The sequence below is a fragment of the Actinacidiphila sp. bgisy167 genome (assembly GCF_057707665.1).
Genome location: NZ_JBYIQP010000020.1, coordinates 20,580 through 41,807 on the forward strand (window position 1 = coordinate 20,580; position 21,228 = coordinate 41,807).

Here is a 21,228-nt window from a genome sequence, read left to right on the forward strand (position 1 = left end):
TTCAGGACCGCAGCCGCAGGCCGCGGGGTGTCGCGTGGAAACCGGCCGCCTCCAGGGCGCGGCCGAGCGCCGAGGTGAGAGCCGACTCGCCGTTGGTGCGCTCCACGGTGAGCCGGCCGAGCGCCCCGTCCCGCACAGCCAGGGCGAGTGCGTCGGCGGCCGCCTGCAACCGCTCCTCGTCCGCGCCGCCGCCCTCTCGGCCGTCGGCCGCCGCCCCGGCGGGCCCGGGCCAGGCCAGCAGTGTCTTCCCGCCGCGCTCCACGTACAGCGTGAGCTCGCCGTCGACCAGGACGACCAGCGCCCCCGCCTTGCGTCCCGGCCGGTGGGTCACCCCCGCGGGCTGTTCGGGCCACGGCAGGGCGGCCCCATAGGCGTTGGCCGGGTCGGCTGCGGCCAGCACAACGGTGCGCGCCTTGTCGTGCCGGGCCTCCTCGCGCTCCCGCGCGTTGCTGATGGCCCGCAGCCGGTCCACGGCGCCGTCCATGGCGAACTGCGCCGCGCCCAGGCCCTCGACGACGTAGCCGCGGCGCGCCTGGCCGGTCTCCTCGAAGGCCGAGAGCACCCGGTACGCGGCCGAGAAACCGCCCTCCACACCCTCGGCGGCCACCGCGCCGCGGGTCACCACGCCGTGCCGGTCGAGCAGGGTGTGGGTGAGTGCGTGCGCCCGGTGCGTCGCGTCGGGCTCCACGGCCGGCACCAGGGACCAGCGGCCGGCGGTCGTCGGCGGGCCGCTCCGCGAGGCCGTCGCCCTTGGCGAGGGCCGGCCGGTACGGGCCGTGAAGGCGCCGTAGCGGCCTCGGGGCACCGCACGCGGTGCCCGGTGCGCGGTGGAGCCGGCCGTGCGGCCGGAGCCGAGCAGGGCGCGCAGCGGCGCGAGCGTGTCATTGGTCAGCCGGCCCGACCAGGCCAGCTCCCAGAGCACCTCGGCGAGTTCGGGATCGGACACCTCGTGCCCGGCGGCGCGGACCTGCTCGCAGATCTGGCGGAAGAACAGCCCGTAGCCCCCCGAGAGGCCGTCAAGGACCGCGCGGTGGACCGGGGAGAGCTCCAAGGGCTGCGGCTGCGGCAGCAGCAGTGGTGCGGAGTCGGCGAGATACAGCGACACCCAGCCGTCCTTGCCCTGCAGGGCGCCGGCCCCCGCCCACACGATCTCGCCGGCCGACGTGAGCTCGTCCAGCATCGCCGGGGTGTAGTCCGCCACGCGGGCCGGCAGGACCAGCTTCTCCAGGGCCGAGGCGGGCACCGCGGCGCCCTGGAGCTGCTCCACGGCCCGCACCAGGCCGTCGAGACCGCGCAGACTGTGCGTGCCCACGTGCTGCCACTGCGGCAGGAAGGCGGCCAGGGTGGTCGGCGGCACGGGTTCCAGTTCCTGCCGCAGCGCCGCCAGCGAGCGCCGTCGCAGCCGCCGCAGCACTCCGGCGTCGCACCACTCGTGGCCCGCGCCGCCCGGCCGGAACTCACCCTGCACGATCCTGCCGGACGCGGCGAGCCGGTGCAGGGTGCCGTCCGCGACGGCGGTGCCCAGGCCGAAGCGCTGGGCGGCCTCGGCCGAGGTGAACGGGCCGTGGGTACGCGCGTACCGGGCCAGCAGATCCGCCAAGGGGTCCCGGACGGGCTCGGTGAAGGCCTCCGGCACGCCGACCGGCAGCGCGGTGCCGAGCGCGTCCCGCAGCCGCCCGGCGTCCTCCACGGCGGCCCAGCGGTCCGCGCCCGCGACACGGACCCTGATCACCCGGCGCGCGCCCTCCAGCCCGGCCGCCCACCCCGGCTCCGCTCCGCGGGCGGCCAGCTCGGCGTCGTCCAGCGGGCCGAGCAGCCGCAGCACGTCGGCGACGCCCTCGGGATCCTTGATCCGCCGGTCCTCGGTGAGCCACTGCAGCTCGCGCTCCAGCTCCACCATGACGTCGGCGTCCAGCAGTTCCCGCAGCTCCGCCTGGCCCAGGAGCTCCGACAGCAGCCGGGAGTCCAGCGAGAGGGCCGCGGCGCGCCGCTCGGCCAGCGGCGAGTCGCCCTCGTAGAGGAACTGCGCCACATAGCCGAAGAGCAGCGACTTGGCGAACGGCGACGGCTCGGGTGTCGTCACCTCGACCAGCCGTACCTTGCGGGACTCGATGTCGCCCATCAGCTCGACCAGCCCGGGGACGTCGAAGACGTCCTGCAGGCACTCGCGGACGGCCTCCAGCACGATGGGGAAGGAACCGAACTCCGAGGCCACCTGGAGCAGCTGGGCGGCCCGCTGGCGCTGCTGCCACAGCGGGGTGCGCCGGCCAGGATCGCGGCGGGGCAGCAGCAGCGCGCGGGCCGCGCACTCCCGGAACCGCGACGCGAACAGGGCGGAACCGCCGACCTGGTCGGTGACGAGCTGTTCGACCTCGCCCTTGTCGAAGACGACGTCGGCGGCGCCCACCGGTGACCGGTCGGCGTCGTACTCGGCGCCCTGCCGGGCGGGCTCCGCGTCCAGCAGCTCGAGGCCCATCAGGTCCGCGTCCGGAAGGCGCAGCACGATGCCGTCGTCGGCGTGCATCACCTGCGCGTCGAAGCCGTACCGCTCACCGAGCCGGGCGCCCAGCGCGAGCGCCCACGGGGCGTGGACCTGGGCGCCGAAGGGGGAGTGGACGACCACCCGCCAGTCGCCCAGTTCGTCCCGGAAGCGCTCGACCACGATGGTACGGTCGTCCGGCACATGGCCGCAGGCCTTGCGCTGCTCCTCCAGGTAGGCCAGCACATTGTCGACAGCCCAGGGGTCCAGGCCCGCGGCGGCCAGCCGAGCCCGTCCCTTTCGCGGATCGAGGGCGGCGACCTCCCGGAGGAAGGCGCCGAGCGCGCGCCCCAGCTCGAGTGGACGGCCGAGCTGGTCGCCCTTCCAGAACGGCAGCCGCCCCGGCACACCTGGGGCAGGGGAGACCAGCACCCGGTCGCGGGTGATGTCCTCGATCCGCCAGGAGGTCGTGCCCAGGGTGAAGACGTCGCCCACCCGTGACTCGTAGACCATCTCCTCGTCCAGTTCGCCGACTCGGCCGCCGCCCTTCTTCGGGTCGGCGCCGGCCAGGAACACCCCGAACAGCCCGCGGTCGGGGATGGTGCCGCCCGAGGTCACCGCCAGACGCTGCGCGCCCGGCCGGCCCGTCACGGTGTTCGCCACCCGGTCCCACACCACGCGCGGGCGCAGCTCCGCGAAGGCGTCGGAGGGGTAGCGCCCGGCCAGCATGTCGAGCACCGCGGTGTACGCCGAGTGCGGAAGCGCCGCGAAGGGCGCCGCTCGGCGCACCACCGCCAGCAGTTCGTCGACGTCCCAGGTGTCCAGCGCCGTCATCGCGACGAGTTGCTGCGCCAGCACGTCCAGGGGATTGGCCGGGACGCGCAGCGCCTCGATCGCCCCCTCCCGCATCCGCTCGGTGACGACCGCCGACTGCACCAGGTCGCCGCGGTACTTGGGGAAGACCACTCCCGTCGAGACGGCGCCCACCTGGTGTCCGGCCCGGCCCACGCGCTGCAGTCCGGACGCCACCGAGGGCGGGGACTCCACCTGCACGACCAGGTCGACCGCGCCCATGTCGATGCCCAGCTCCAGGCTGGACGTGGCGACGACGGCCGGCAGCCGGCCGGCCTTGAGATCCTCCTCCACCAGGGCGCGCTGCTCCTTGGAGACCGATCCGTGGTGGGCCCTGGCCAGCAGTGGGGGTGCCCCCTGCGCCGCCCCGGACTGCGCCATGATCTGCGCGGGCGGCGCTCCCTCAGGCAGGGGTGCGCCCATGGCCCGCTCGTACGCGATCTCGTTGAGCCGGTTGCACAACCGCTCGGCCAGACGGCGGGAGTTGGCGAAGACGATGGTCGAGCGGTGGTCCTGCACCAGGTCGGCGATGCGCTCCTCGACGTGCGGCCAGATCGACGGCCTCGGGTCGTCGCCCTCGGTGGCCGGAGAGCCGCCGAGCTCGCCCAGATCCTCGACGGGGACGACCACCGACAGGTGGAACTCCTTCTGCGACGGGGGCTGGACGACCGTCACCTTGCGCCGCGGCGACAGGAAGCGCGCCACCTCGTCCACCGGGCGGACCGTCGCCGACAGCCCGATGCGCCGCGCGGGGCGCTCCAGCAACTCGTCCAGCCGCTCCAGCGACAGCGCCAGGTGCGCGCCGCGCTTGGTGCCCGCCACGGCGTGCACCTCGTCCAGGATCACGGTCTCGACGCCGCGCAGCGACTCCCTGGCCGAGGAGGTGAGCATCAGGAACAGCGACTCGGGGGTCGTGATCAGGATGTCCGGTGGCCGGGTCGCGAGCGCGCGCCGCTCGGCGGCCGGGGTGTCGCCCGAGCGGATCCCCACCCGCACCTGCGGCTCCGGCAGCCCCAGCCGCACGGACTCGTGCCGCAGACCGGTCAGCGGGCTGCGCAGATTGCGCTCCACGTCGACGGCGAGTGCCTTCAGCGGCGACACGTACAGCACGCGGCAACGACGCTTTGCCTCGGCCGGCGGCGGCGTCGACGCCAGCCGGTCCAGGGCCGCCAGGAACGCCGCGAGCGTCTTGCCGGAGCCGGTGGGGGCGACCACGAGCACGTCCGAACCGCCGGCGATCGCCCGCCACGCTCCCGCCTGGGCGGCCGTGGGCGCGCTGAAGGCCCCCGTGAACCACGCGCGGGTGGCGGGGGCGAACGCGTCGAGGGCCCCCGCGGGATCCGGCTCCTGCGGGGTGCGCCCAGTGCTCCGTGGCGACATGTCATCCATCCTGCCTCGCCGCACTGACAAAGCGCCCTCGCCTCGGGCCCGTGCCCCTCTCACCGGCCGGGACGGGCGGGGAGGCGACGGCCTGGATTCGGCTCCCGCGACGGCCCGGATTCGGCTCCGGTACCGGGGCGCGATCCTTGGCGCCGGCCGTCGCCGTGGCCGCGGAGGTGACCGCAGGACAGCGCAACGTCACCGGGTGACGGGTTAATGTGACCCGTCACAACAGGCGCGTACGTGAGGGGTGGGACGATGGCGGCCGACACCCTGCCGCTCCTGTCCGACGCGGCCCGCGCCCTCGCCGCGCGCTGCGAGCGCAAGGTGAACGAGATCGCCCGCTCCATGACGACGGGCGCCCCCTCCACCGATCTCAGCGGTCACGCCGAGCCGCCCGCCGGCGCCGAGGACGGGGAGATCGCCGCCACCGCGCGCGACTGCCTGCGGCTCTTTCTGGGCCGGGGCGCCGAGGGCGGCCCCACCGAGCGGCCGGAGCCCGCCGGCGTCGACCGTTTCAGGGAATGCGCCGCGCGGTATGCCGAGGAAGGGGCGCCCCCGCACCTCGTGCTGCGGAGCCGTCTGCGCGGCACCGCCGTGCTCTGGCGGGCGCTGCGCGCGGTGGCCCGCCCCGGGGAGGAGGCCGCGCTCGCCGAACTCGCCGACGTCCTCATCCATGTCCAGGAGGGCATCGTCGGCGCCGTCTGCGAGACGTATCCGGACGAGCGGAGCACCCGTGCCAGCGAGCGCCGTGAGGAACGCCGCGCCCTGGTGCGGGCGCTGCTGGACGGCTTCCTGCCCCCGGAACGCTTCCCCGCCGGGCTGTTGGGCCTGACCGGCGGCGCCCTTGTGCTGGCCCTCCACTTCCCGGCCGAGGGCTCCGACGCACGCCCCCCGGCCGCCGCGTACCGCAGGCCCCGCCGCGTCCAGGCCGCGCTGGACCGCGCATTCGGCATCGAGGTCCCGGCTCTGCTCGACGAATGCGGCGGCCACGCCGTCGTGCCCGCCCGCCTGGCCCCGTCCGCTGACGACGCGCTGCTCGCCGCGCTGCGCCGCGCCTGCTCCCCGGACATACGGCTGGCCGCCGTCCGGGCGGCCGGCCCCGAAGAGATCCCGGGCGCTGCCCGCACGGCCTCGGAAGTGCTGCGGGTGGCCCGCGCGGGCGGGCTGCCGCCGGGGCTTCACCGGCTCGACGACGTACTGCTCGAGTACCACCTGTCGCGGCGTGACGAGAGCAGCGGACGCATAGCCGCCCTGCTCGACCCGATCGCGCACCGCGAGGATCTGGTCGAGACGCTGCGGACCTACCTCGGCTGCCGCCAGGAACGGCGCAGCACGGCCCGGCAGTTGGGACTGCACCCCAATACCGTCGACAACCGGCTCGCACGGATCGGCGAGCTCACCGGGCTCGACCTCGCCGCGCCGCACGGTACGACCCTGGCGCTGGCCGCGCTGCTGCTGCGCGACGCCGCCGGTTGAGCGGGTTCAGGCGAGACGCCCGTACGCCCGCAGGGTGAGCAGCGCGTCGAGGGTGGCCAGGGGCCGCCACTCCAGGGACGACGCGGGTGTCCATCCGGGCCGGCGCGCGGGCCAGCCGCCGTCCTCGTGCTGGCATGCCGCCAGGTGGTCGAGAGCGCGGTCCATCTCGGCGTCCGTGAACCATTCCCGCGCCAGGGACTGGGGAGTACGGGCGTAGTCGTACGCGCAGCGCGGCGAGCCGCCGGGGGAGCCCGTTCGTGACGCGCGCTCCGTGGGCCGGCCGGGGTCCAGCGCGACGAGCCGCTGCTCGCGCACGATCCGTCCCAGCCGCGCCGCCGCGTCATGGGCCCGCGCGTGGTCGGGCGCGTGGTCCAGGAAGGCCATCGCGGCCACGGCCTCGCCGGGGTGGGTCTTGTCGAGGGTCTCGACCGTCGCCCAGCAGAAGTCCGTCGCGCGGAACAGCCAGGCGTGCCACACCTGGTTGCGGTGCAGGGTGCCCACCACGGGCCCGGTCGCCAGCAGGTCGCCCGGAGGACTCTCGACCGGAGTCAGCCACGGGGCGGCCGGGAAACCGCGCAGGGAGGGGTGGAGGGCGGGCAGCGCGCCCTCCGGGGTCGATGCGGCCGTCACATAGCGGCAGATCTGTTCCGCGCGCCGGCCACCGCACCTGCCGATCTCGTCGAGCACGCGCAGTGCGTGGACCACGTGCCGCGGTTGGCTGGCCGTGCCGCGCAGGTCGGGGTCGAGGGCGTGGCCGTAGCCCTCGTCGGCGTTGCGGTAGGCGGACAACGCGGTCTCCACCGCGTCCGCCGGGCCGTTCCGGAAGTGGTACGCGAACCTGTGCTGCTCGAGAACCCGTGCGGTCAACCACACGAAGTGCTCGGCGCGATCTAGCGGGTTGGCTGGCATGTGCGCACAGTAGGCCTCCGTGAGCGGCCCGCACGCGCAGGTGCGCAGGGAGCACCCGGGTGTGCGACCGCGCGCCCCCGGTACGGGTCACGGGCCGCCTGCGCCGTTGACGACCCCGCCGCTCCCCCAACGCAGCACGCGGCGCCGCTGGCGGCTGCGCGCCGTGCGGGGCCCTGGTCGTACCGGCGAGGCCCCGTGCGGGGCCCGGGCGCCGTGTCGGGGCACGGCCGGCGGCGCTCGTTCGGGCCAGGCGGCGGTGGCGCCGCTTCAGGCGCCCGCGGCGGGCAGCTCCAGCCTCAGCTCGTAGCCGCCGTCGGCTGTCGGGCCCGAGGTGACGGTGCCGCCGAGCAGCGCCGCGCGCTGCCGCAGGCCGACCAGGCCGTAGTGGGCGCTGGGCAGCGGGAGCGCCGGCCGGGTGGGCGCGGTGTTGGTGACGGTGACCCGGACGGTGCCGCCCTGGTGGTTGATCCGGACCCGCGCCGAGGCCCCGGGCGCGTGCTTGCGCACGTTGGTCAGCGCCTCCTGCACGGTGCGGTAGACCGCGCGCTGCACTGTCGGCGGCAGCCCGCCCGGCAGGTCCGGCTGGAGGTCGGCCTCGATCCCGCTGCCGCTCACCAGCCGTTCCAGGTCGGCCAGCGAGGGCTGCGGGGTGAGCTCCGTGGGTCGGCCGCCGGCGGCGCGCAGCACGCTGACCATGTGCCGGAGCTCGTCCAGGGTCTGCACGCTCAGCCGCCGGATCGTCGCCGCGGCCTCCTTGACCTCGGCGTCCCGCGTGCCGACCTGGAGCGCACCGGCCCGTACGGCGATCAGGCTGACCTGGTGGGAGACCACGTCGTGCATCTCCCGGGCGAGCTGCGCGCGTTCCTTGGCGAGGACCGTCTGCGCGGTGAGCAGCCGCTCGTGGTCGCGGGCCTCCGAGATCTCGGCGAGCCGCAGCGACAGGTCTCGCCGGGCCTGGACCAGCTGGCCGAGGAAGACCGGGGCCGCGGCCGTCGCCGCCGTGTAAGTCAAGGTGATCAGCGTCGACGGCTCCAGCAGGTCGACCTTCGGCGCGGGCCACGGCACCATGTCCGCGATGGTGAAGCACAGCGCGCACACCGCCAGCAGCCACCGGCGGCGGGTGAGCGAGGCGAGGGTGTAGAGCGCGGCCAGCGTGGCGAAGGCCGCGTCCGAGACCAGCACGGCGGGCACCGTCAGGACGAAGGTGACCAGCGGCACGCGGCGGCGCAGCATCAGGGCGACGGCGCCGCCGAGGGCGCAGCCGAAGCGCACCGACTCCTCGGGGTCGACGTTGGCCCAGATGTCGAACAGCGAGACCGCGACGACGGCGAGGTCCATCGCCACGGGCGACGGACGCCGGAATCTCATGCGCCCTCACCGTCCTGCGGCCGTCTGAGCAGCCCCGCGCGCTCGGCGAGCAGCGCCGCCTGCACCCGGCTGCCCACCTGCAGTTTGGTCAGGATGGCGCTCACATGGTCCTTGACCGTGCCCGTTCCCAGGTGCATCCGCCCGGCGATGTCCGCGTTCGACAGCCCCTCGGCGACCAGGAGCAGGACGGCGCGCTCGCGCTCGGTCAATCGGGCCACGCCGCGGGCGGCCGATTCCTGCGGGCCCGCGCCCAGGTACCCGTCCACGACCGTCCGGGTGACCTTGGACGACAGTACGGCGCCGCCGCCCGCCAGGCTGCGCACCAGGAACGGCAGTTCCTCGGGGTCCGTGTCCTTCAGCAGGAAGCCGGCAGCGCCGGAACGCAGCGCCGTGGCCACGTACTCGTCCATGTCGAAGGTCGTCAGCATCGCCACCACCGGAGGACGCGGCAGCCGCCGGAGCCCGGCCAGCACGGTCAGCCCGTCCACGTCGGGCATCCGGATGTCCAGCAGGACGACGTCGGGCTGGGTCTCCTGCGCGGTGCGGATCGCCTGCCCGCCGGGCACAGTGGCCACGACCTCGATGTCGTCCGCCGCATCCAGGATGCGCTGGAAGCCCGTACGGATCAGCGCCTCGTCGTCGACCACCAGTACCCGGATCACGCGTGCTCCACTCGCCACCGGACCCCTGCCCGATTCCTACCATGCCTCGGGCCGTCCGGCGCGCGGAGCAGGGCGTCCGGCCGGGGCGGGGAGGGCGCCGCGAGCGGAAGGCGGTCGCGGGCGACCGGGACGGGACCCGGGCGGTTCGCATGCGCACGGTGACCGCTCCGGCCGTCGCGACCCCGGCGGTCGGCGCCCCGGCGCCGGGCGTTCACGACCGCAAGGAGACGACGTGGAGGTCTACCGCCGTCCCACCGTCCGCGGCCGCCAGGCCGTGGGACGCTGCCGGCCGCCTGGGCGACGTCCGTGCCCGCGCCCACCTCCGGTTCCGCAGGAGCCCCGCCCGCGGCCGGTACGGCGGCCTCCCGGGCAACGGGGCGCTGTCGGCGGTCGGCTGGCCGACACCGGTCGGGCAAGGGCCCATCCGCCCGGTCCCTCAGGAGGTGAGCAGCCGATCGCCGGACGTGGCCGGGGAGGCCGGGCGGTACCCGTCGCCGTACTGCACCGCGATCATGGCGATGTCGTCCTCGAGCGTGATGTCGCCGCCCACGTGCGCGGAAAGTCCGTCGAACACGTGCTGGATCAGCTCCTCCGGCTGGGAACCGGGCCAGGCGGCCACGGTCGCGGCCAGGTCGTAGAACTGACCCTCGCCGTTGCGGGCCTCGAGGGCGCCGTCGGTGTAGAGCAGCAGCGTCGGCCCGCTGCCGAAGGGGAAGGTGTCGACGACGTAGTCCTCGGCGTTCAGGCTGCCCAGGCCGAGTGGGGGAGAGGGCTCGGCCGGGGAGAGCAGCCGGGTGCGGGACCGGTGCGCCATGTAGGGCGGGGGGTGCCCGCAGCTGACCATGTGGATCTCGGCGCAGTCGTCGGGAACCTCCAGGACCAGTGCGGTGATGAACCGCTCCAAGGCGTTGGCGTCGGTCCGGCCGCTCTCCTCGAAATGGCCGCGCACCGTGTGCTCCAGGTCGGCCACCAGTTCCGGGAGCGAGTCGATCCTGCGGGCGGCCCCCCGGAACGCCCCGAGCAGGGCCTCCGCGTCCTCGACCGCGGTCAGCCCCTTGCCCCTGACGTCCCCGATGAGGAAGCGCACCCCAGTCGCGCTCCGGGCCACGGCGTACAGGTCCCCGCCGATCTGTGCGTAGGGATGGGAGGCGTGGTACGCCGCCCGCACGAGCAGCGGCCCGATGCGCGGAGGCAGCGGGCGCAGCAGGACGCGCTGGATGGTGTCGGACACGATCCGTACCTCCATCAGCTCCCGGACGCTGCGGTCACGGATGTTGCGGGAGGCGATGACGAACGCCGAGACGAGGAGGATCTCCAACTGGTGCACGGCGGGGATGGTCGTGCCCAGCAGGTTGTCGTGGACGTCCAGCACAAAGGCGGCGACGCACGACAGGGCGGCGCTCAGGGCCGTCGTCCAGGCCCCCGCCAGCACGGCCGTGGTGGCGGGGACCACCACCATCAGCGAGGCCAGGTGCTCGGTGGGCGGCAGGATGAAGCCGGCGGCGACGATGGAGCCGATCATGAACAGGGCCAGACCCAGCGGCCCGTGGCCCTGGGTCAACAACGTCACCCATGAGGTGCCGGTCCGCGCGCCGGGCGGGGCCGCCCGGCGCCGGGGCAGCCGCCGTAGGATGCCGCCCTTCATCGCGGCTCCGGGCCCCCGGCGGGAGCCGAAGCACGGAGGTCGCCCTCCAGCGCCGGCGGTCGCATAAACCGAATGTACGCCCTGCAACATCACCGGTCATCACGCTGCTCGACAGGGCCGTCGGGAACGTCAGCCCGTGAACGCCTCGACCAGGGTCCAGACGGCCAGGCCCGCCATGCAGACGCCTCCGGCGCGCTGGATGGTCTGCAGGGGGACCTTCTTCGCGATGAAGCGGCCCACCACCAGGGCGAGGGCGGAAACCGCCATCAGGGCGGCGGCCGATCCGATCGCGGTCGGCAGCCAGCCGTTGGTGGCGGCGAGGTTGGCGGTGGTGATCTGCGTGAGATCGCCCCACTCGCCGATGAAGACGGCCGTGAACGCGGTGGAGTACACCGGCCAGAACCCGGACACGGTCCTGCCGGCCTCGTCGTGATCGTCGTCGCCCCCGCCCCGCAGCAGTACCACGGCGCCGAAGGCGAACAAGGCGGCGGAGACCAGTTTCACCGCCATGCTCGGCAGCAGGCTGATCAGGCTGCCGGCGCCCACCGCGATGGCCACGTGCACGATGAAGGCGGTCGAGGTCCCGAACCAGACGTACAGCGGGCGCATGCGCGTGCCCATCGCCAGCGAGGCGAACATCGTCTTGTCCGGGAGTTCGGCGAGGAAGATCAGCCCGAAGGCGGTGACGAGCGCCAGGGGGTCGAAGGTCATTCCGGTGCTTTCTGCTGGGGCCGGACCGCAGACTCGACGGCACCCAGAGGGCGACGGGAAGCGCCAACGGCCCGGCACGACGGAGTGGCCCGCACACTGGTGCGGGCCAGGTCTTGCCTTGGCCGAAGGTCTCGTCCACCCCGCACCCGGTGCGGCGGCCCGGCGGCCGGGACGTCCACGGACGTCCAGTATGTCGACCAGCCGGTATTGCGGGACTACTCCCCTTCGCTGCGCCCAGTCTACCCGAGGCGCCGACGGGCCCCCGCGGGTGCGGCGGGCCTGGTAGCCGGCGCCTGCGCCTCAGTGCGACGCCCGCCCGTTCGGTCGGTGGCGCGCGATAATGGGGCACATGAAGCTGACGGTGTTCTGGGAACGGATGCGCGCGCACTTCGGCGAGGCGTACGCCGACTCCTTCGCGCGCGACCACGTGATGTCCGAGCTCGGCGGCCGGACCGTGCACCAGGCACTGGACGAGGGCTGGGAGACCAAGGACGTGTGGCGGGCGGTGTGCGCGGCCGTCGACGTTCCGGCGTCCCGCCGCTGAGCCGGGGTGGGGCTGACGCCGTGGCGGGAAGAGACGAGACGATAGCCGGGGCGAGCGAGGGGACGCGGTCGCCGGGGGAGCCCGGGGATCCGGGACGGGGGACGGGGGCGGGGGAGGGCGCCGGGGGTTCCGGTATGCCGCGCTGGCTGCCGAAGGCGATGCTGCTGGCTTTCGCGCTGCTGGCCGTCTTCCAACTGGCGAACTGGGCATTCCACCAGGTCATCGGTTTGCTGGTGAACATCCTGCTGGCCTTCTTCGGAGCCCTGGCGATCGAGCCGGCGGTGGACTGGATGGCCGCGCGCGGTATGCGCAGGGGATGGGCGACCGGGCTGGTCTTCCTGCTCGTGCTGGCCGCCGGCGGGATCTTCGTGGTGCTGCTCGGCTCCCTGCTGGTGGACCAGATCACCACGATCGGCCGCAACCTGCCGGAGTACGTCGACGACGTGGTCGTGTGGATCAACCAGACCTTCGGCACCGACTTGTCCGTGGGCAAGCTGCAGGAGAACGTGCTGCACTCCGACTGGCTGCGCACTTACGTGCAGCGGCAGGCCGGCAACGTGTGGGGACTGTCGGCGACGGTGCTCGGCGGGGTCTTCCAGGTGCTGACGATCAGCCTCTTCACCTTCTACTTCGCCGCCGACGGCCCCCGGATGCGCCGTGCGGTGTGCTCGGTGCTGCCGCCCGCCCGGCAGGCCGAGGTGCTGCGGGCCTGGGAGATCGCGGTGGCCAAGACCGGCGGCTACCTGTACTCGCGGGCGCTGATGGCGCTGATCTCGGGCACCGCCCACTACGTGCTGTTCGTGGTCGTCGGGGTGCCGTACGCGCCGGCGCTGGCGGTCTGGGTCGGCGTGGTCTCGCAGTTCGTGCCGACGGTCGGCACCTACCTGGCAGGGGCGCTGCCGATGCTGATCGCCTTCACGCAGGACCCTTGGGACGCGGTGTGGGTGCTCGGCTTCGTGGTGCTCTACCAGCAGTTCGAGAACTATGTGCTGCAGCCGCGGATCACCGCGCGCACCGTCGACATCCACCCCGCGGTGGCCTTCGGATCGGTGATCGCCGGCGCCGCGCTCCTTGGCGCGGTGGGCGCTTTGGTGGCGATCCCGGCGACGGCGACACTGCAGGGCTTCCTCGGGGCGTACGTGAAGCGGTACGCCGTGACGGATCCGCGCGCGCACGGGCCGCAGCGGCGGCCGCTGTTTCGCCGGCGATCGCACGAAGGCGGTCCGGGCGGGGCGGACGGCGGAAGCGAGGACGGCGACACCGGCGGGGCCGCCGGGACCGGCCGTGGCGGGGCGGACGGCGGGGGCGCCTGAGGCCGGGTCGCTTGACATGAAAATCGAACATCCATTCTCATGGATGTCCGGGCCCGGTTTCCCAAGGGCTTCCACGGACTCCCGTGGGGTTGTCCACAGGCCGGGGCGGCGTCGGGGCGCATTGTCAGTGGCAGGCAGTAGCGTCATGGACGTGAAGCGAACGACTCAGACACCCAGGGTGGAACCCATGGCAGGAACCGACCGCGACAAGGCGCTCGACGCCGCGCTCGCACAGATTGAACGACAGTTCGGCAAGGGTGCTGTCATGCGCCTCGGTGATCGGCCGAACGAGCCCATCGAGGTCATCTCGACGGGGTCCACCGCCCTGGACGTCGCCCTCGGTGTCGGCGGTCTCCCGCGCGGTCGTGTGGTGGAGGTGTACGGCCCGGAGTCCTCCGGAAAGACGACCCTGACCCTGCACGCGGTGGCCAACGCCCAGCGAGCCGGCGGCAAGGTCGCCTTCGTGGACGCCGAGCACGCCCTCGACCCGGAGTACGCCCGCCGCCTCGGCGTGGACGTGGACTCGCTGCTGCTGTCCCAGCCGGACAACGGTGAGCAGGCCCTCGAGATCACCGACATGCTGATCCGCTCCGGCGCGCTGGACCTCATCGTGATCGACTCCGTGGCTGCCCTCGTGCCGCGCGCCGAGATCGAGGGCGAGATGGGCGACTCGCACGTGGGTCTGCAGGCCCGTCTGATGAGCCAGGCGCTGCGCAAGATCACCGGTGCGCTGAGCCAGTCCAAGACCACCGCGATCTTCATCAACCAGCTCCGTGAGAAGGTCGGCGTGATGTTCGGCTCCCCGGAGACGACGACCGGTGGCCGGGCGCTGAAGTTCTACGCCTCCGTGCGTCTGGACATCCGCCGCATCGAGACCCTCAAGGACGGCACCGAGGCGGTGGGCAACCGCACCCGTGTGAAGATCGTCAAGAACAAGGTCGCGCCGCCCTTCAAGCAGGCCGAGTTCGACATCCTGTACGGCCAGGGCATCAGCCGCGAGGGCGGGCTGATCGACATGGGTGTGGAGCACGGCTTCATCCGCAAGTCCGGCGCCTGGTACACGTACGAGGGCGACCAGCTCGGTCAGGGCAAGGAGAACGCGCGGAACTTCCTGCGTGACAACCCCGACCTCGCCGACGAGATCGAGAGGAAGATCAAGGAGAAGCTCGGCATCGGCGTCCGGCCCGAGGCCCTGGCCGAGGAGTCCGGCACCGCCGCGGGCGCTCCCGCCGACGCAGCGGCGGCTGACCCGGCCAAGGCCGATGCAACGACCATCCCGGCGCTCAAGGCCACCAAGGCCACCAAGGCCGCGGCCGTCAAGGCCTGACGGTGGCGTCCGGGCACAAGGGTCGCGGAGCCTTCTCTCCCTCCTCGCCTGCCTTCGGGCAGGAGAGGCCCGGGGTCGAGCCGGAGCGCCCGCTGGACCCCGTGGAGCAGGCGCGGGCGCTCTGCTTGCGCCTGCTCACCGGGACCCCGCGTACTCGCAAGCAGCTTGCGGACGCCATGCGCCGCCGGGAGATTCCGGAGGAGGCGGCGGAGCATGTGCTGGAGAGGTTCGAGGACGTCGGGCTGATCGACGACCAGGCGTTCGCCAACGCCTGGGTGGAGTCCCGGCACCACGGCCGGGGCCTGGCCCGACGCGCCCTCGCCCAGGAACTGCGCACCCGGGGGGTGGACGCCGAGGCGATCGGTCACGCGGTGGGGCAGCTCGACGCGGAGCAGGAGGAGGAGACGGCGCGCGCTCTCGTCGACCGCAAGCTCCGAGCCACTCGCGGCCTGGAGAGGGAGAAGCGGATCCGCCGGCTCGCCGGGATGCTGGCCCGCAAGGGGTATGCCGAAGGGCTCGCCCTGAGAGTGGTCCGCCGCGCCCTGGAGGAGGAGGGCGAGGATGCGGAATCGCTGGCGCAGTACCTGCCCGACTGAACCTCCGTTGAGGTTCCTTGACCGTACCTGTGTGTCCACTTAGCCTCACAACGGGTGAGGGATTGGGGCCTCGCAGATACGGGAGTTGGTGCCATGGGCATCGCGCTGGGGACCGAATCCGTTTTCACGGTCGTGGCCGTGGCTGTCACCGTGTCCGTCGCCGTCCTCGCGGGCGTGCTGCTCCAACGGCTCCATGCGGAGCGTGAGCGGCTCAGGGCGGCCGCCGAGCGCGAGGCCCGGGAGATCCGGGCCACCGCGAAGGAGGAAGTCCGCGAGATCCGGGCCGACTTGGAACGGCGCGAGCAGCGGCTCGCAGACCGGGAGTCCCGTATCGACGCCGAGTCGGAGCAACTCCACCGGCGGCGCCGCGAACTGGCCGAGGAACGCGAGGAACTGGAGCACCGCCGCGCCGAGCTCAACCGGCTGGAGGACGAGCGGCGCGAGGTCCTGGAGCGCGTGGCCGCCTATACCGCCGCCGAGGCCCGCGCCGACCTTGTGCGCTCCGCCGAGCAACAGGCCAAGCGTGAGGCGGCGGTGATCGTCCGCGATATCGAGCGGGCCGCCCGTGACCGCGGAGAGGAACGCGCCCGGCGCATCGTCGCCGGGGCCATCCAGCGAGTGGCCACCGAGCAGACCGCCGAGTCGGTGGTCTCGGTGCTGCACCTGCCGGGCGACGAGATGAAGGGCCGGATCATCGGCCGCGAGGGCCGCAACATCCGTGCTTTCGAGGCCGTCACCGGGGTCAACCTCATCATCGACGACACGCCCGAGGCGGTGCTGCTCTCCTGCTTCGACCCGGTGCGCCGCGAGGTCGCCCGGCTCGCCCTCGACGCGCTCGTCACCGACGGCCGCATCCACCCGCACCGCATCGAGGAGGTCTACGAGCGCAAGCAGGCCGAGGTCCAGCAGTTGTGCGTGCGCCACGGCGAGGACGCGCTCACCGAGATCGGTATCACCGACATGCATCCCGAACTGGTCGCCCTGCTCGGGCGGCTGCGCTACCGCACCTCCTACGGCCAGAACGTGCTCGGCCACCTTCTGGAGTCCGCCCACATCGCAGGCATGATGGCCGCCGAGCTCGGTATCGACCCGTCCGTGGCCAAGCGCGGCACGCTTCTGCACGACATCGGCAAGGCACTCACCCACGAGGTCGAGGGCAGCCACGCCCTCATCGGCGCCGACCTGGCGCGGCGGCACGGGGAGTGCGAGGACGTCGTCCACGCCATCGAGGCTCATCACAACGAGGTCGAGCCCCGCACCGTCGAGGCGGTCCTCACCCAGGCCGCCGACGGCATCTCCGGGGGGCGTCCCGGCGCACGGCGCGAGTCCCTGGAGAGCTATGTGCGCCGGCTCAAGCGGCTGGAGCAGATCGCCGCCGCGCACCCGGGCGTCGTCAAGGTCTTCGCCATGCAGGCGGGCCGCGAGGTCCGGGTCATGGTGAGTCCGGAGGACGTGGACGACATCCAGGCGCAGGTCATCGCCCGCGACGTGGCCAAGCAGGTCGAGGAGGAGCTCACCTACCCGGGCCAGATCCGCATCACCGTCGTCCGGGAGTCCCGCACCACGGAGTGCGCCCGCTGAACACACCGCGGACGGGTCCTGGACGGGTGTGCGAGCGGAGCCCGGCCAGGGCACGGACGGTCAGTGCGGCACCCGGTCCTGGACCGGGGTCGGCGGGCCGCCGCGGGCAAGGTCGGCGTAGGCGTACAGCTCGGTCGGGCGGCAGCCGGTCATCACCGTCACCAGATGGCCGTCCGGGCGGATCAGCAGCACGCTGTGCGCCGTCGACCCGGGATAGGCCTCCGCGACGAGCAGTTCCGCCGTGGTGGGCAGAGCCGCCACCGCCTTGGCCAGCCGGGGCATCAGGCCCGCGGTGAGCCAGTGCCGGCTCTCCCACACGCCGGTGCCGGGCGCGACCAGGACGACCAGCAGGTCCCGTCCGAGGCGCTCGTACAGGCGCGCTCTGGAGCCGTCCAGTGCCGTGACGGGGACGTCCACGACCGCACCGCCCACTGGAGTGGCACAGGACCCCAGGAGAGGTGACGGCGCGGCCGCCGAGGAGGCCGAGGTCGCCGCGCCCGAACCGCGGGGCGCGGGCAGAGCGAGCGGTGAGCGGGCGTACACCGGCGCAGCGCCGAGCGGGCCCCGGCCGAGGTGGCCGTCGGTGAGCAGTTCGGCGTGCCGCCGGGCGGAACCGGACAGCACGGAGCGCCGCACCGTGTGCCAGACACCTCCGGCCCGCAGCAGCGGCAGCACTTGGTCGGTGGCCCGCAGCCGGGCGCCCACGGCGCCGCGCCGTTCGGCCTGGTAGCTGTCGAGCAGGGTGTCCGAGGCCCCGTGGTGCCAGGCCAGGGAGAGCTTCCAGGCGAGGTTGTCGGCGTCGCGCAGGCCCTCCTCCAGGCCCTGCGCGCCCAGCGCGCCCATGAGGTGCGCCGCGTCGCCCGCCAGGAAGACCCGTCCGGCGCGCCAGCGCCGGGCCAGCCGCTGGTGCACCGGGTACTCCGAGGAGCCCAGCAGTTCATAGGAGGGCACGCTTCCGCACCAGGCCATGAGGGTCCCGCGGATGCGTGAGACCAGTTCGTCGGAGGTGAGCGGCCCGCCGCGTGCGGGAAGCAGCCAGTCCAGGCGCCACACCCCGTCCGGCAGCGGACGGGCCGTCACCTCGGTGCCCGCGCCGGGCCCCGGCGGCTCGCGGTGCAGCAGCGCCACGCCCTTGTCGGGCAGCGCCACCCGCAGGGCGGCCACGGCGTGCCGGTCGACGGCTGTGCGGCCGGGGAAGCGCACCCCCAGCAGCTTGCGTACGGTGGACCGCGGGCCGTCGCAGCCGATGAGATGACTCCCGCGCCACCAGGTGGCGTTGGCGCCCTTGGTGCGGACGCTGACGCCCCGGTCGTCCTGCTCGACGGCGTCGACGCGTGCCCCGGGGACGATCCGTGCCAGCGCCTGCTCGGCGAGGGCTTCCCGCAGCCCGCGCTCCAGGTGCTCCTGCCCGATGTGCAGCGGGGAGGGGCCCTGCCCACCGGACGCCGGGTCGCCGAACTCCACGCGCACGACCTCCTGCCGGCGGCGCAGCGTCCGCCACGCCTCCCAGGTGGCGCCCGACGCGTGGAGTCCGCGATGGCCCAGCCGGACGAGCAGTCCGGCGGTCTCGGGACTCAGGACGGCCGTGCGTTCCGCGGAGAGCGAGGGCGCGTGGTCGTGTTCGCCCAGCACGATGCTCGGCACGTCGTGCCGAGCCAGGCAGAGCGCGAGGGCGAGCCCGACCGGGCCCGCCCCCGCGATGATCACCGGGTCCACTGCGCGGTCCCGGGAAGGTGTGCGGTCACATTGCGTATGCAACCTACTGCGCGTGCCCGCGTCAAGTGACCACACCCGTCGTGCGGTGGTGCGCCTGGCGCACCGTCACTCCGCCGCGGCCTCCACCGCCTTGATGTCCCCGGCCTTCGGCGGCGCGCCCTTGCGGCTGCGCCGGCCGCGGCGCTCGATCCAGTTGGCCAGGGAGCTGAGGGCCAGGCACATCAGGATGTAGATCGGCGCCACGATGATGATCATCGGGATGAAGGGGAAGCCCGTGCTGTTCTTGGCGATGAGGTTGCCCACGTAGAGCAGTTCCTCGTACGTGATGATGTAGCCGAGCGAGGTGTCCTTCAGGGTGACCACCAGCTGGCTGATGATCGACGGCAGCATCGCCCGGACCGCCTGGGGGATCAGCACGAAGACCATGACCTGCGTCTTGCGCAGGCCGATGGCGTAGGCGGCCTCGCGCTGCCCCTTCGGCACGGCGTTGATGCCGGCCCGGAAGATCTCGGCCTGAACGGAGCCGTTGTAGAGCGTCAGGCCGATCACCAGCGCCCACAGCGGGGCGGTGGTGAAGAGGCCCACGTACAGCGCGAAGATCATGATCAGCAGCGGCATCGCGCGGAAGAACTCCACGATGACGGTCGCCACCCACCGCACCGGGGCGTGGTCCGACAACCGGCCCGCCGCCAGCGCGGCGCCCAGCAGCAGCGAGAAGACCGCCGCGAGCGCGAAGGCCTTCAGTGTGGAGACGAGACCGTCGACGAGGCGCTGCTGGATGTCGGTGTACTGGAAGGGCTCCCACAGGTACGCGGCGAACTGCCCGGAGTCGTCCAGCCGCCGGTAGACGAACCACAGCAGGGCGAGGATCGCGAGGGCGGCGATCGCGCCGACGATCCGGTTGCGAGCCCTGCCCCGGGGGCCGGGTGCGTCGAAGAGGACGTTCGCGCTCATCGGGCCACCGCCAGCCGGTTCTCGAGCAGTCGGAAGACCGCGCTGATGAAGAGGGTGATGACCAGGTAGGCGACTGCCACCCAGATGAAGGTCGCGAAGATGTCGAAGCCGTTCTCGCTGAGCTCTTTCTGCACGCTGAACAGCTCGGTGACGCTGAAGCCACCGGCGATGGCGGAGTTCTTGGTGAGCGCGATCAGCAGGCTGCCGATCGGCGGCAGCACCGTCCGGGTGGCCTGCGGCAGGATGATCAGCCGCAGGGTCTGGGCGAAGGTCATCCCGAGGCTGCGGGCGGCCTCCGCCTGCCCGAGCGGGACGGTGTTGATGCCCGAGCGCACGGCCTCGCAGATGAACGCCGAGGTGTAGCAGCTCAGGGCGAGCACGGCGAGCCGGAAGAAGCTCCAGGTGTTCAGCCCCAGCCGGGGGAGCACCAGCACCGCGATGAAGAAGAGCAGGGTCAGCGGGGTGTTGCGCAGCAAGGTCACCCACGCCGCGCCGAAGGCGCGCAGGGGCGGCACGGGGGACACCCGGAACGCGGCCATGATCACCCCGAGCACCAGGGCGATCGCCCCGCTGAGCGCGGTCAGCTCGACCGTGCCGAGGAACCCCTCGCGGAAGAGCGCGAAGTTGTCCAGCAGTACGTTCATCGATTCTCCGAAAGGGGTGCGCCGACGGCCGCTCCGGGCCGCCGGCGCATCAGGCTCGGGCTGTGCCGGGGAGGAAGGTCGGGACCCGGGTCAGGCCGGGTCCCGACCGCTTCAGGACTGGAGCTGCGGGATCTCGGCGCTCACGCCGGACTTGCCGAGCGTGGCGTCGTACGCCTTCTTCCAGTCGCCGTTGTCCTCGTGGTTCTTCAGGGCGTTGGTGACCGCGTCCTGCATGACCTTGTCGTCCTTGAGCAGGCCCACGCCGTAGGGCTCCTCGGAGAACGGCTTGCCGAGGACCTCGAGGTTGGCCGGGTCCTGGGCGGCGTAGCCCTTGAGGATGGCGTCGTCGGTCGTCACCGCGTCCACCTGGCCGGAGAGGAGGTTCTGCACGCACAGCGAGTACGAGTCGTACTCGACCGGCTCGGCGCCGTAGCCGCCCTCCTTGATGCGCTGGATGGAGGTGGAACCGGTCGCCGAGCAGACCTTCTTGCCCTTGAGGTCGTCCGTGCTCTTGATGTCGCCGCCCTTCTTGACCAGGAGGTCCTGGCCCGCGACGAAGTAGGGGCCGGCGAAGGAGACGACCTTCTTGCGCTCGTCGTTGATCGTGTACGTGCCGACGTAGTAGTCGACCTGGCCGCCGGAGATGGCGGTCTCACGGTTGGCCGACTGGATCGTCTTGAACTCGATCTTGCTTTCGTCGAAGCCGAGGTCGGCGGCGATCATCTTGGCGATCTCGATGTCGAAGCCGGAGTACTTCTTGCTGCCCGGGTCCTGGTAGCCCAGGTTCGGCTGGTCGGCCTTGACGCCGACGACGAGCTTGCCGTTCTTCTTGATCCGGTCCCACGTCTTCGAGCCGGCCAGGTCCACACCGGTCTTGACGGTGTAGGCGGGCAGCGCGGCGGCGGGCGCGCTGCTGGAGGCGCCCTTGTCGGTGGAGCCCGAGGAGGGCGAGCCCTCCTTGCCGCACGCGGTGGCGGTGGCGGTCAGTGCCAGGACGGCCAGAGCGGCGGCGGCAGTGGTCTTGAACCTCATCGTGATCATCCTTAGAGTCGGCGAACCGTCGGTGTC

Annotated in this window: 15 protein-coding genes and 1 pseudogene; 6 read left to right on the top strand and 10 right to left on the bottom strand. The window is 73.0% G+C overall.

The features are described from left to right. Window position 1 precedes the first annotated feature (1 nt). Window positions 2-4,711 (bottom strand): ATP-dependent helicase, encoded by a 4,710-nt coding sequence (locus AC3ET4_RS10700; protein ID WP_431948432.1) that lies wholly within the window; start codon window positions 4,709-4,711, stop codon window positions 2-4. Between the two features lie 258 nt (window positions 4,712-4,969). On the opposite strand from AC3ET4_RS10700, the gene AC3ET4_RS10705 reads away from it, so the two are divergent. Next, window positions 4,970-6,190, top strand: coding sequence for a PucR family transcriptional regulator (locus tag AC3ET4_RS10705; protein WP_431948433.1), 1,221 nt, complete (start codon window positions 4,970-4,972; stop codon window positions 6,188-6,190). A 6-nt stretch (window positions 6,191-6,196) separates the two neighbouring features. Here the strand turns inward: AC3ET4_RS10705 and AC3ET4_RS10710 are convergent, their stop codons facing one another. From AC3ET4_RS10710 to AC3ET4_RS10730, 5 genes are all read right to left on the bottom strand, one after another. Next, window positions 6,197-7,099 (bottom strand): hypothetical protein, encoded by a 903-nt coding sequence (locus AC3ET4_RS10710; protein ID WP_431948435.1) that lies wholly within the window; start codon window positions 7,097-7,099, stop codon window positions 6,197-6,199. A gap of 267 nt (window positions 7,100-7,366) precedes the next feature. Then, window positions 7,367-8,467, bottom strand: coding sequence for a sensor histidine kinase (locus AC3ET4_RS10715; protein ID WP_431948437.1), 1,101 nt, complete (start codon window positions 8,465-8,467; stop codon window positions 7,367-7,369). Continuing rightward, window positions 8,464-9,129 (bottom strand): response regulator, encoded by a 666-nt coding sequence (locus AC3ET4_RS10720; RefSeq protein WP_431948439.1) that lies wholly within the window; start codon window positions 9,127-9,129, stop codon window positions 8,464-8,466. The genes AC3ET4_RS10715 and AC3ET4_RS10720 overlap by 4 nt, the downstream gene beginning before the upstream one ends. Window positions 9,130-9,565: 436 nt before the next feature. Continuing rightward, window positions 9,566-10,774 (bottom strand): PP2C family protein-serine/threonine phosphatase, encoded by a 1,209-nt coding sequence (locus AC3ET4_RS10725; protein WP_431948441.1) that lies wholly within the window; start codon window positions 10,772-10,774, stop codon window positions 9,566-9,568. 129 nt (window positions 10,775-10,903) lie between these two features. Beyond that, window positions 10,904-11,485, bottom strand: a complete 582-nt coding sequence (locus tag AC3ET4_RS10730) for a TMEM165/GDT1 family protein (protein WP_431948443.1) — start codon at window positions 11,483-11,485, stop codon at window positions 10,904-10,906. A 349-nt stretch (window positions 11,486-11,834) separates the two neighbouring features. Between AC3ET4_RS10730 and AC3ET4_RS10735 the strand changes: the two genes are divergently transcribed. From AC3ET4_RS10735 to rny, 5 genes and pseudogenes are all read left to right on the top strand, one after another. Next, window positions 11,835-12,029: a DUF3046 domain-containing protein gene (locus AC3ET4_RS10735; RefSeq protein WP_431948445.1), complete on the top strand. Its 195-nt coding sequence runs from the start codon at window positions 11,835-11,837 to the stop codon at window positions 12,027-12,029. A 134-nt stretch (window positions 12,030-12,163) separates the two neighbouring features. Further along, window positions 12,164-13,342 carry an AI-2E family transporter gene (locus AC3ET4_RS10740; protein ID WP_431948447.1) on the top strand — a complete coding sequence of 393 codons (1,179 nt, stop codon included), beginning with the start codon at window positions 12,164-12,166 and terminating at the stop codon, window positions 13,340-13,342. Window positions 13,343-13,529: 187 nt separating this feature from the next. After that, a complete protein-coding gene (recA, locus tag AC3ET4_RS10745) occupies window positions 13,530-14,669 on the top strand; it encodes a recombinase RecA (RefSeq protein ID WP_431948449.1) in 1,140 nt (379 codons plus the stop codon). Beyond that, a pseudogene (recX, locus tag AC3ET4_RS10750) lies at window positions 14,624-15,265 on the top strand (recombination regulator RecX); the annotation flags it as partial. The gene recA and the pseudogene recX, both read left to right, overlap by 46 nt. Before the next feature lie 138 nt (window positions 15,266-15,403). Beyond that, entirely contained in the window at window positions 15,404-16,846 is a 1,443-nt protein-coding gene (rny, locus tag AC3ET4_RS10755) for a ribonuclease Y (RefSeq protein ID WP_431948451.1), read from the top strand. 60 nt (window positions 16,847-16,906) lie between these two features. Here the strand turns inward: rny and AC3ET4_RS10760 are convergent, their stop codons facing one another. The 4 genes from AC3ET4_RS10760 to AC3ET4_RS10775 all read right to left on the bottom strand — a co-directional run bounded on the left by AC3ET4_RS10760 (window position 16,907) and on the right by AC3ET4_RS10775 (window position 21,192). Continuing rightward, entirely contained in the window at window positions 16,907-18,562 is a 1,656-nt protein-coding gene (locus tag AC3ET4_RS10760) for an FAD-dependent monooxygenase (protein WP_431948453.1), read from the bottom strand. A gap of 105 nt (window positions 18,563-18,667) precedes the next feature. After that, window positions 18,668-19,516, bottom strand: coding sequence for an amino acid ABC transporter permease (locus tag AC3ET4_RS10765; protein WP_431948455.1), 849 nt, complete (start codon window positions 19,514-19,516; stop codon window positions 18,668-18,670). After that, window positions 19,513-20,160: an amino acid ABC transporter permease gene (locus tag AC3ET4_RS10770; RefSeq protein WP_431948457.1), complete on the bottom strand. Its 648-nt coding sequence runs from the start codon at window positions 20,158-20,160 to the stop codon at window positions 19,513-19,515. The genes AC3ET4_RS10765 and AC3ET4_RS10770 overlap by 4 nt, the downstream gene beginning before the upstream one ends. 111 nt (window positions 20,161-20,271) lie before the next feature. After that, window positions 20,272-21,192, bottom strand: a complete 921-nt coding sequence (locus AC3ET4_RS10775) for a glutamate ABC transporter substrate-binding protein (protein WP_431948459.1) — start codon at window positions 21,190-21,192, stop codon at window positions 20,272-20,274. Between the last annotated feature and the right edge of the window lie 36 nt (window positions 21,193-21,228).

What these genes read in the sequence shown, in the direction of transcription:
- AC3ET4_RS10775 (WP_431948459.1), bottom strand. Translation starts at nt 21,192, where the DNA reads ATGAGGTTCAAGACCACTGCCGCCGCCGCTCTGGCCGTCCTGGCACTG.
- AC3ET4_RS10740 (WP_431948447.1), top strand. Translation starts at nt 12,164, where the DNA reads ATGCCGCGCTGGCTGCCGAAGGCGATGCTGCTGGCTTTCGCGCTGCTG.
- AC3ET4_RS10735 (WP_431948445.1), top strand. Translation starts at nt 11,835, where the DNA reads ATGAAGCTGACGGTGTTCTGGGAACGGATGCGCGCGCACTTCGGCGAG.
- AC3ET4_RS10730 (WP_431948443.1), bottom strand. Translation starts at nt 11,485, where the DNA reads ATGACCTTCGACCCCCTGGCGCTCGTCACCGCCTTCGGGCTGATCTTC.
- AC3ET4_RS10710 (WP_431948435.1), bottom strand. Translation starts at nt 7,099, where the DNA reads ATGCCAGCCAACCCGCTAGATCGCGCCGAGCACTTCGTGTGGTTGACC.
- AC3ET4_RS10725 (WP_431948441.1), bottom strand. Translation starts at nt 10,774, where the DNA reads ATGAAGGGCGGCATCCTACGGCGGCTGCCCCGGCGCCGGGCGGCCCCG.
- AC3ET4_RS10770 (WP_431948457.1), bottom strand. Translation starts at nt 20,160, where the DNA reads ATGAACGTACTGCTGGACAACTTCGCGCTCTTCCGCGAGGGGTTCCTC.
- recA (WP_431948449.1), top strand. Translation starts at nt 13,530, where the DNA reads ATGGCAGGAACCGACCGCGACAAGGCGCTCGACGCCGCGCTCGCACAG.
- AC3ET4_RS10705 (WP_431948433.1), top strand. Translation starts at nt 4,970, where the DNA reads ATGGCGGCCGACACCCTGCCGCTCCTGTCCGACGCGGCCCGCGCCCTC.
- AC3ET4_RS10765 (WP_431948455.1), bottom strand. Translation starts at nt 19,516, where the DNA reads ATGAGCGCGAACGTCCTCTTCGACGCACCCGGCCCCCGGGGCAGGGCT.
- AC3ET4_RS10700 (WP_431948432.1), bottom strand. Translation starts at nt 4,711, where the DNA reads ATGTCGCCACGGAGCACTGGGCGCACCCCGCAGGAGCCGGATCCCGCG.
- AC3ET4_RS10715 (WP_431948437.1), bottom strand. Translation starts at nt 8,467, where the DNA reads ATGAGATTCCGGCGTCCGTCGCCCGTGGCGATGGACCTCGCCGTCGTC.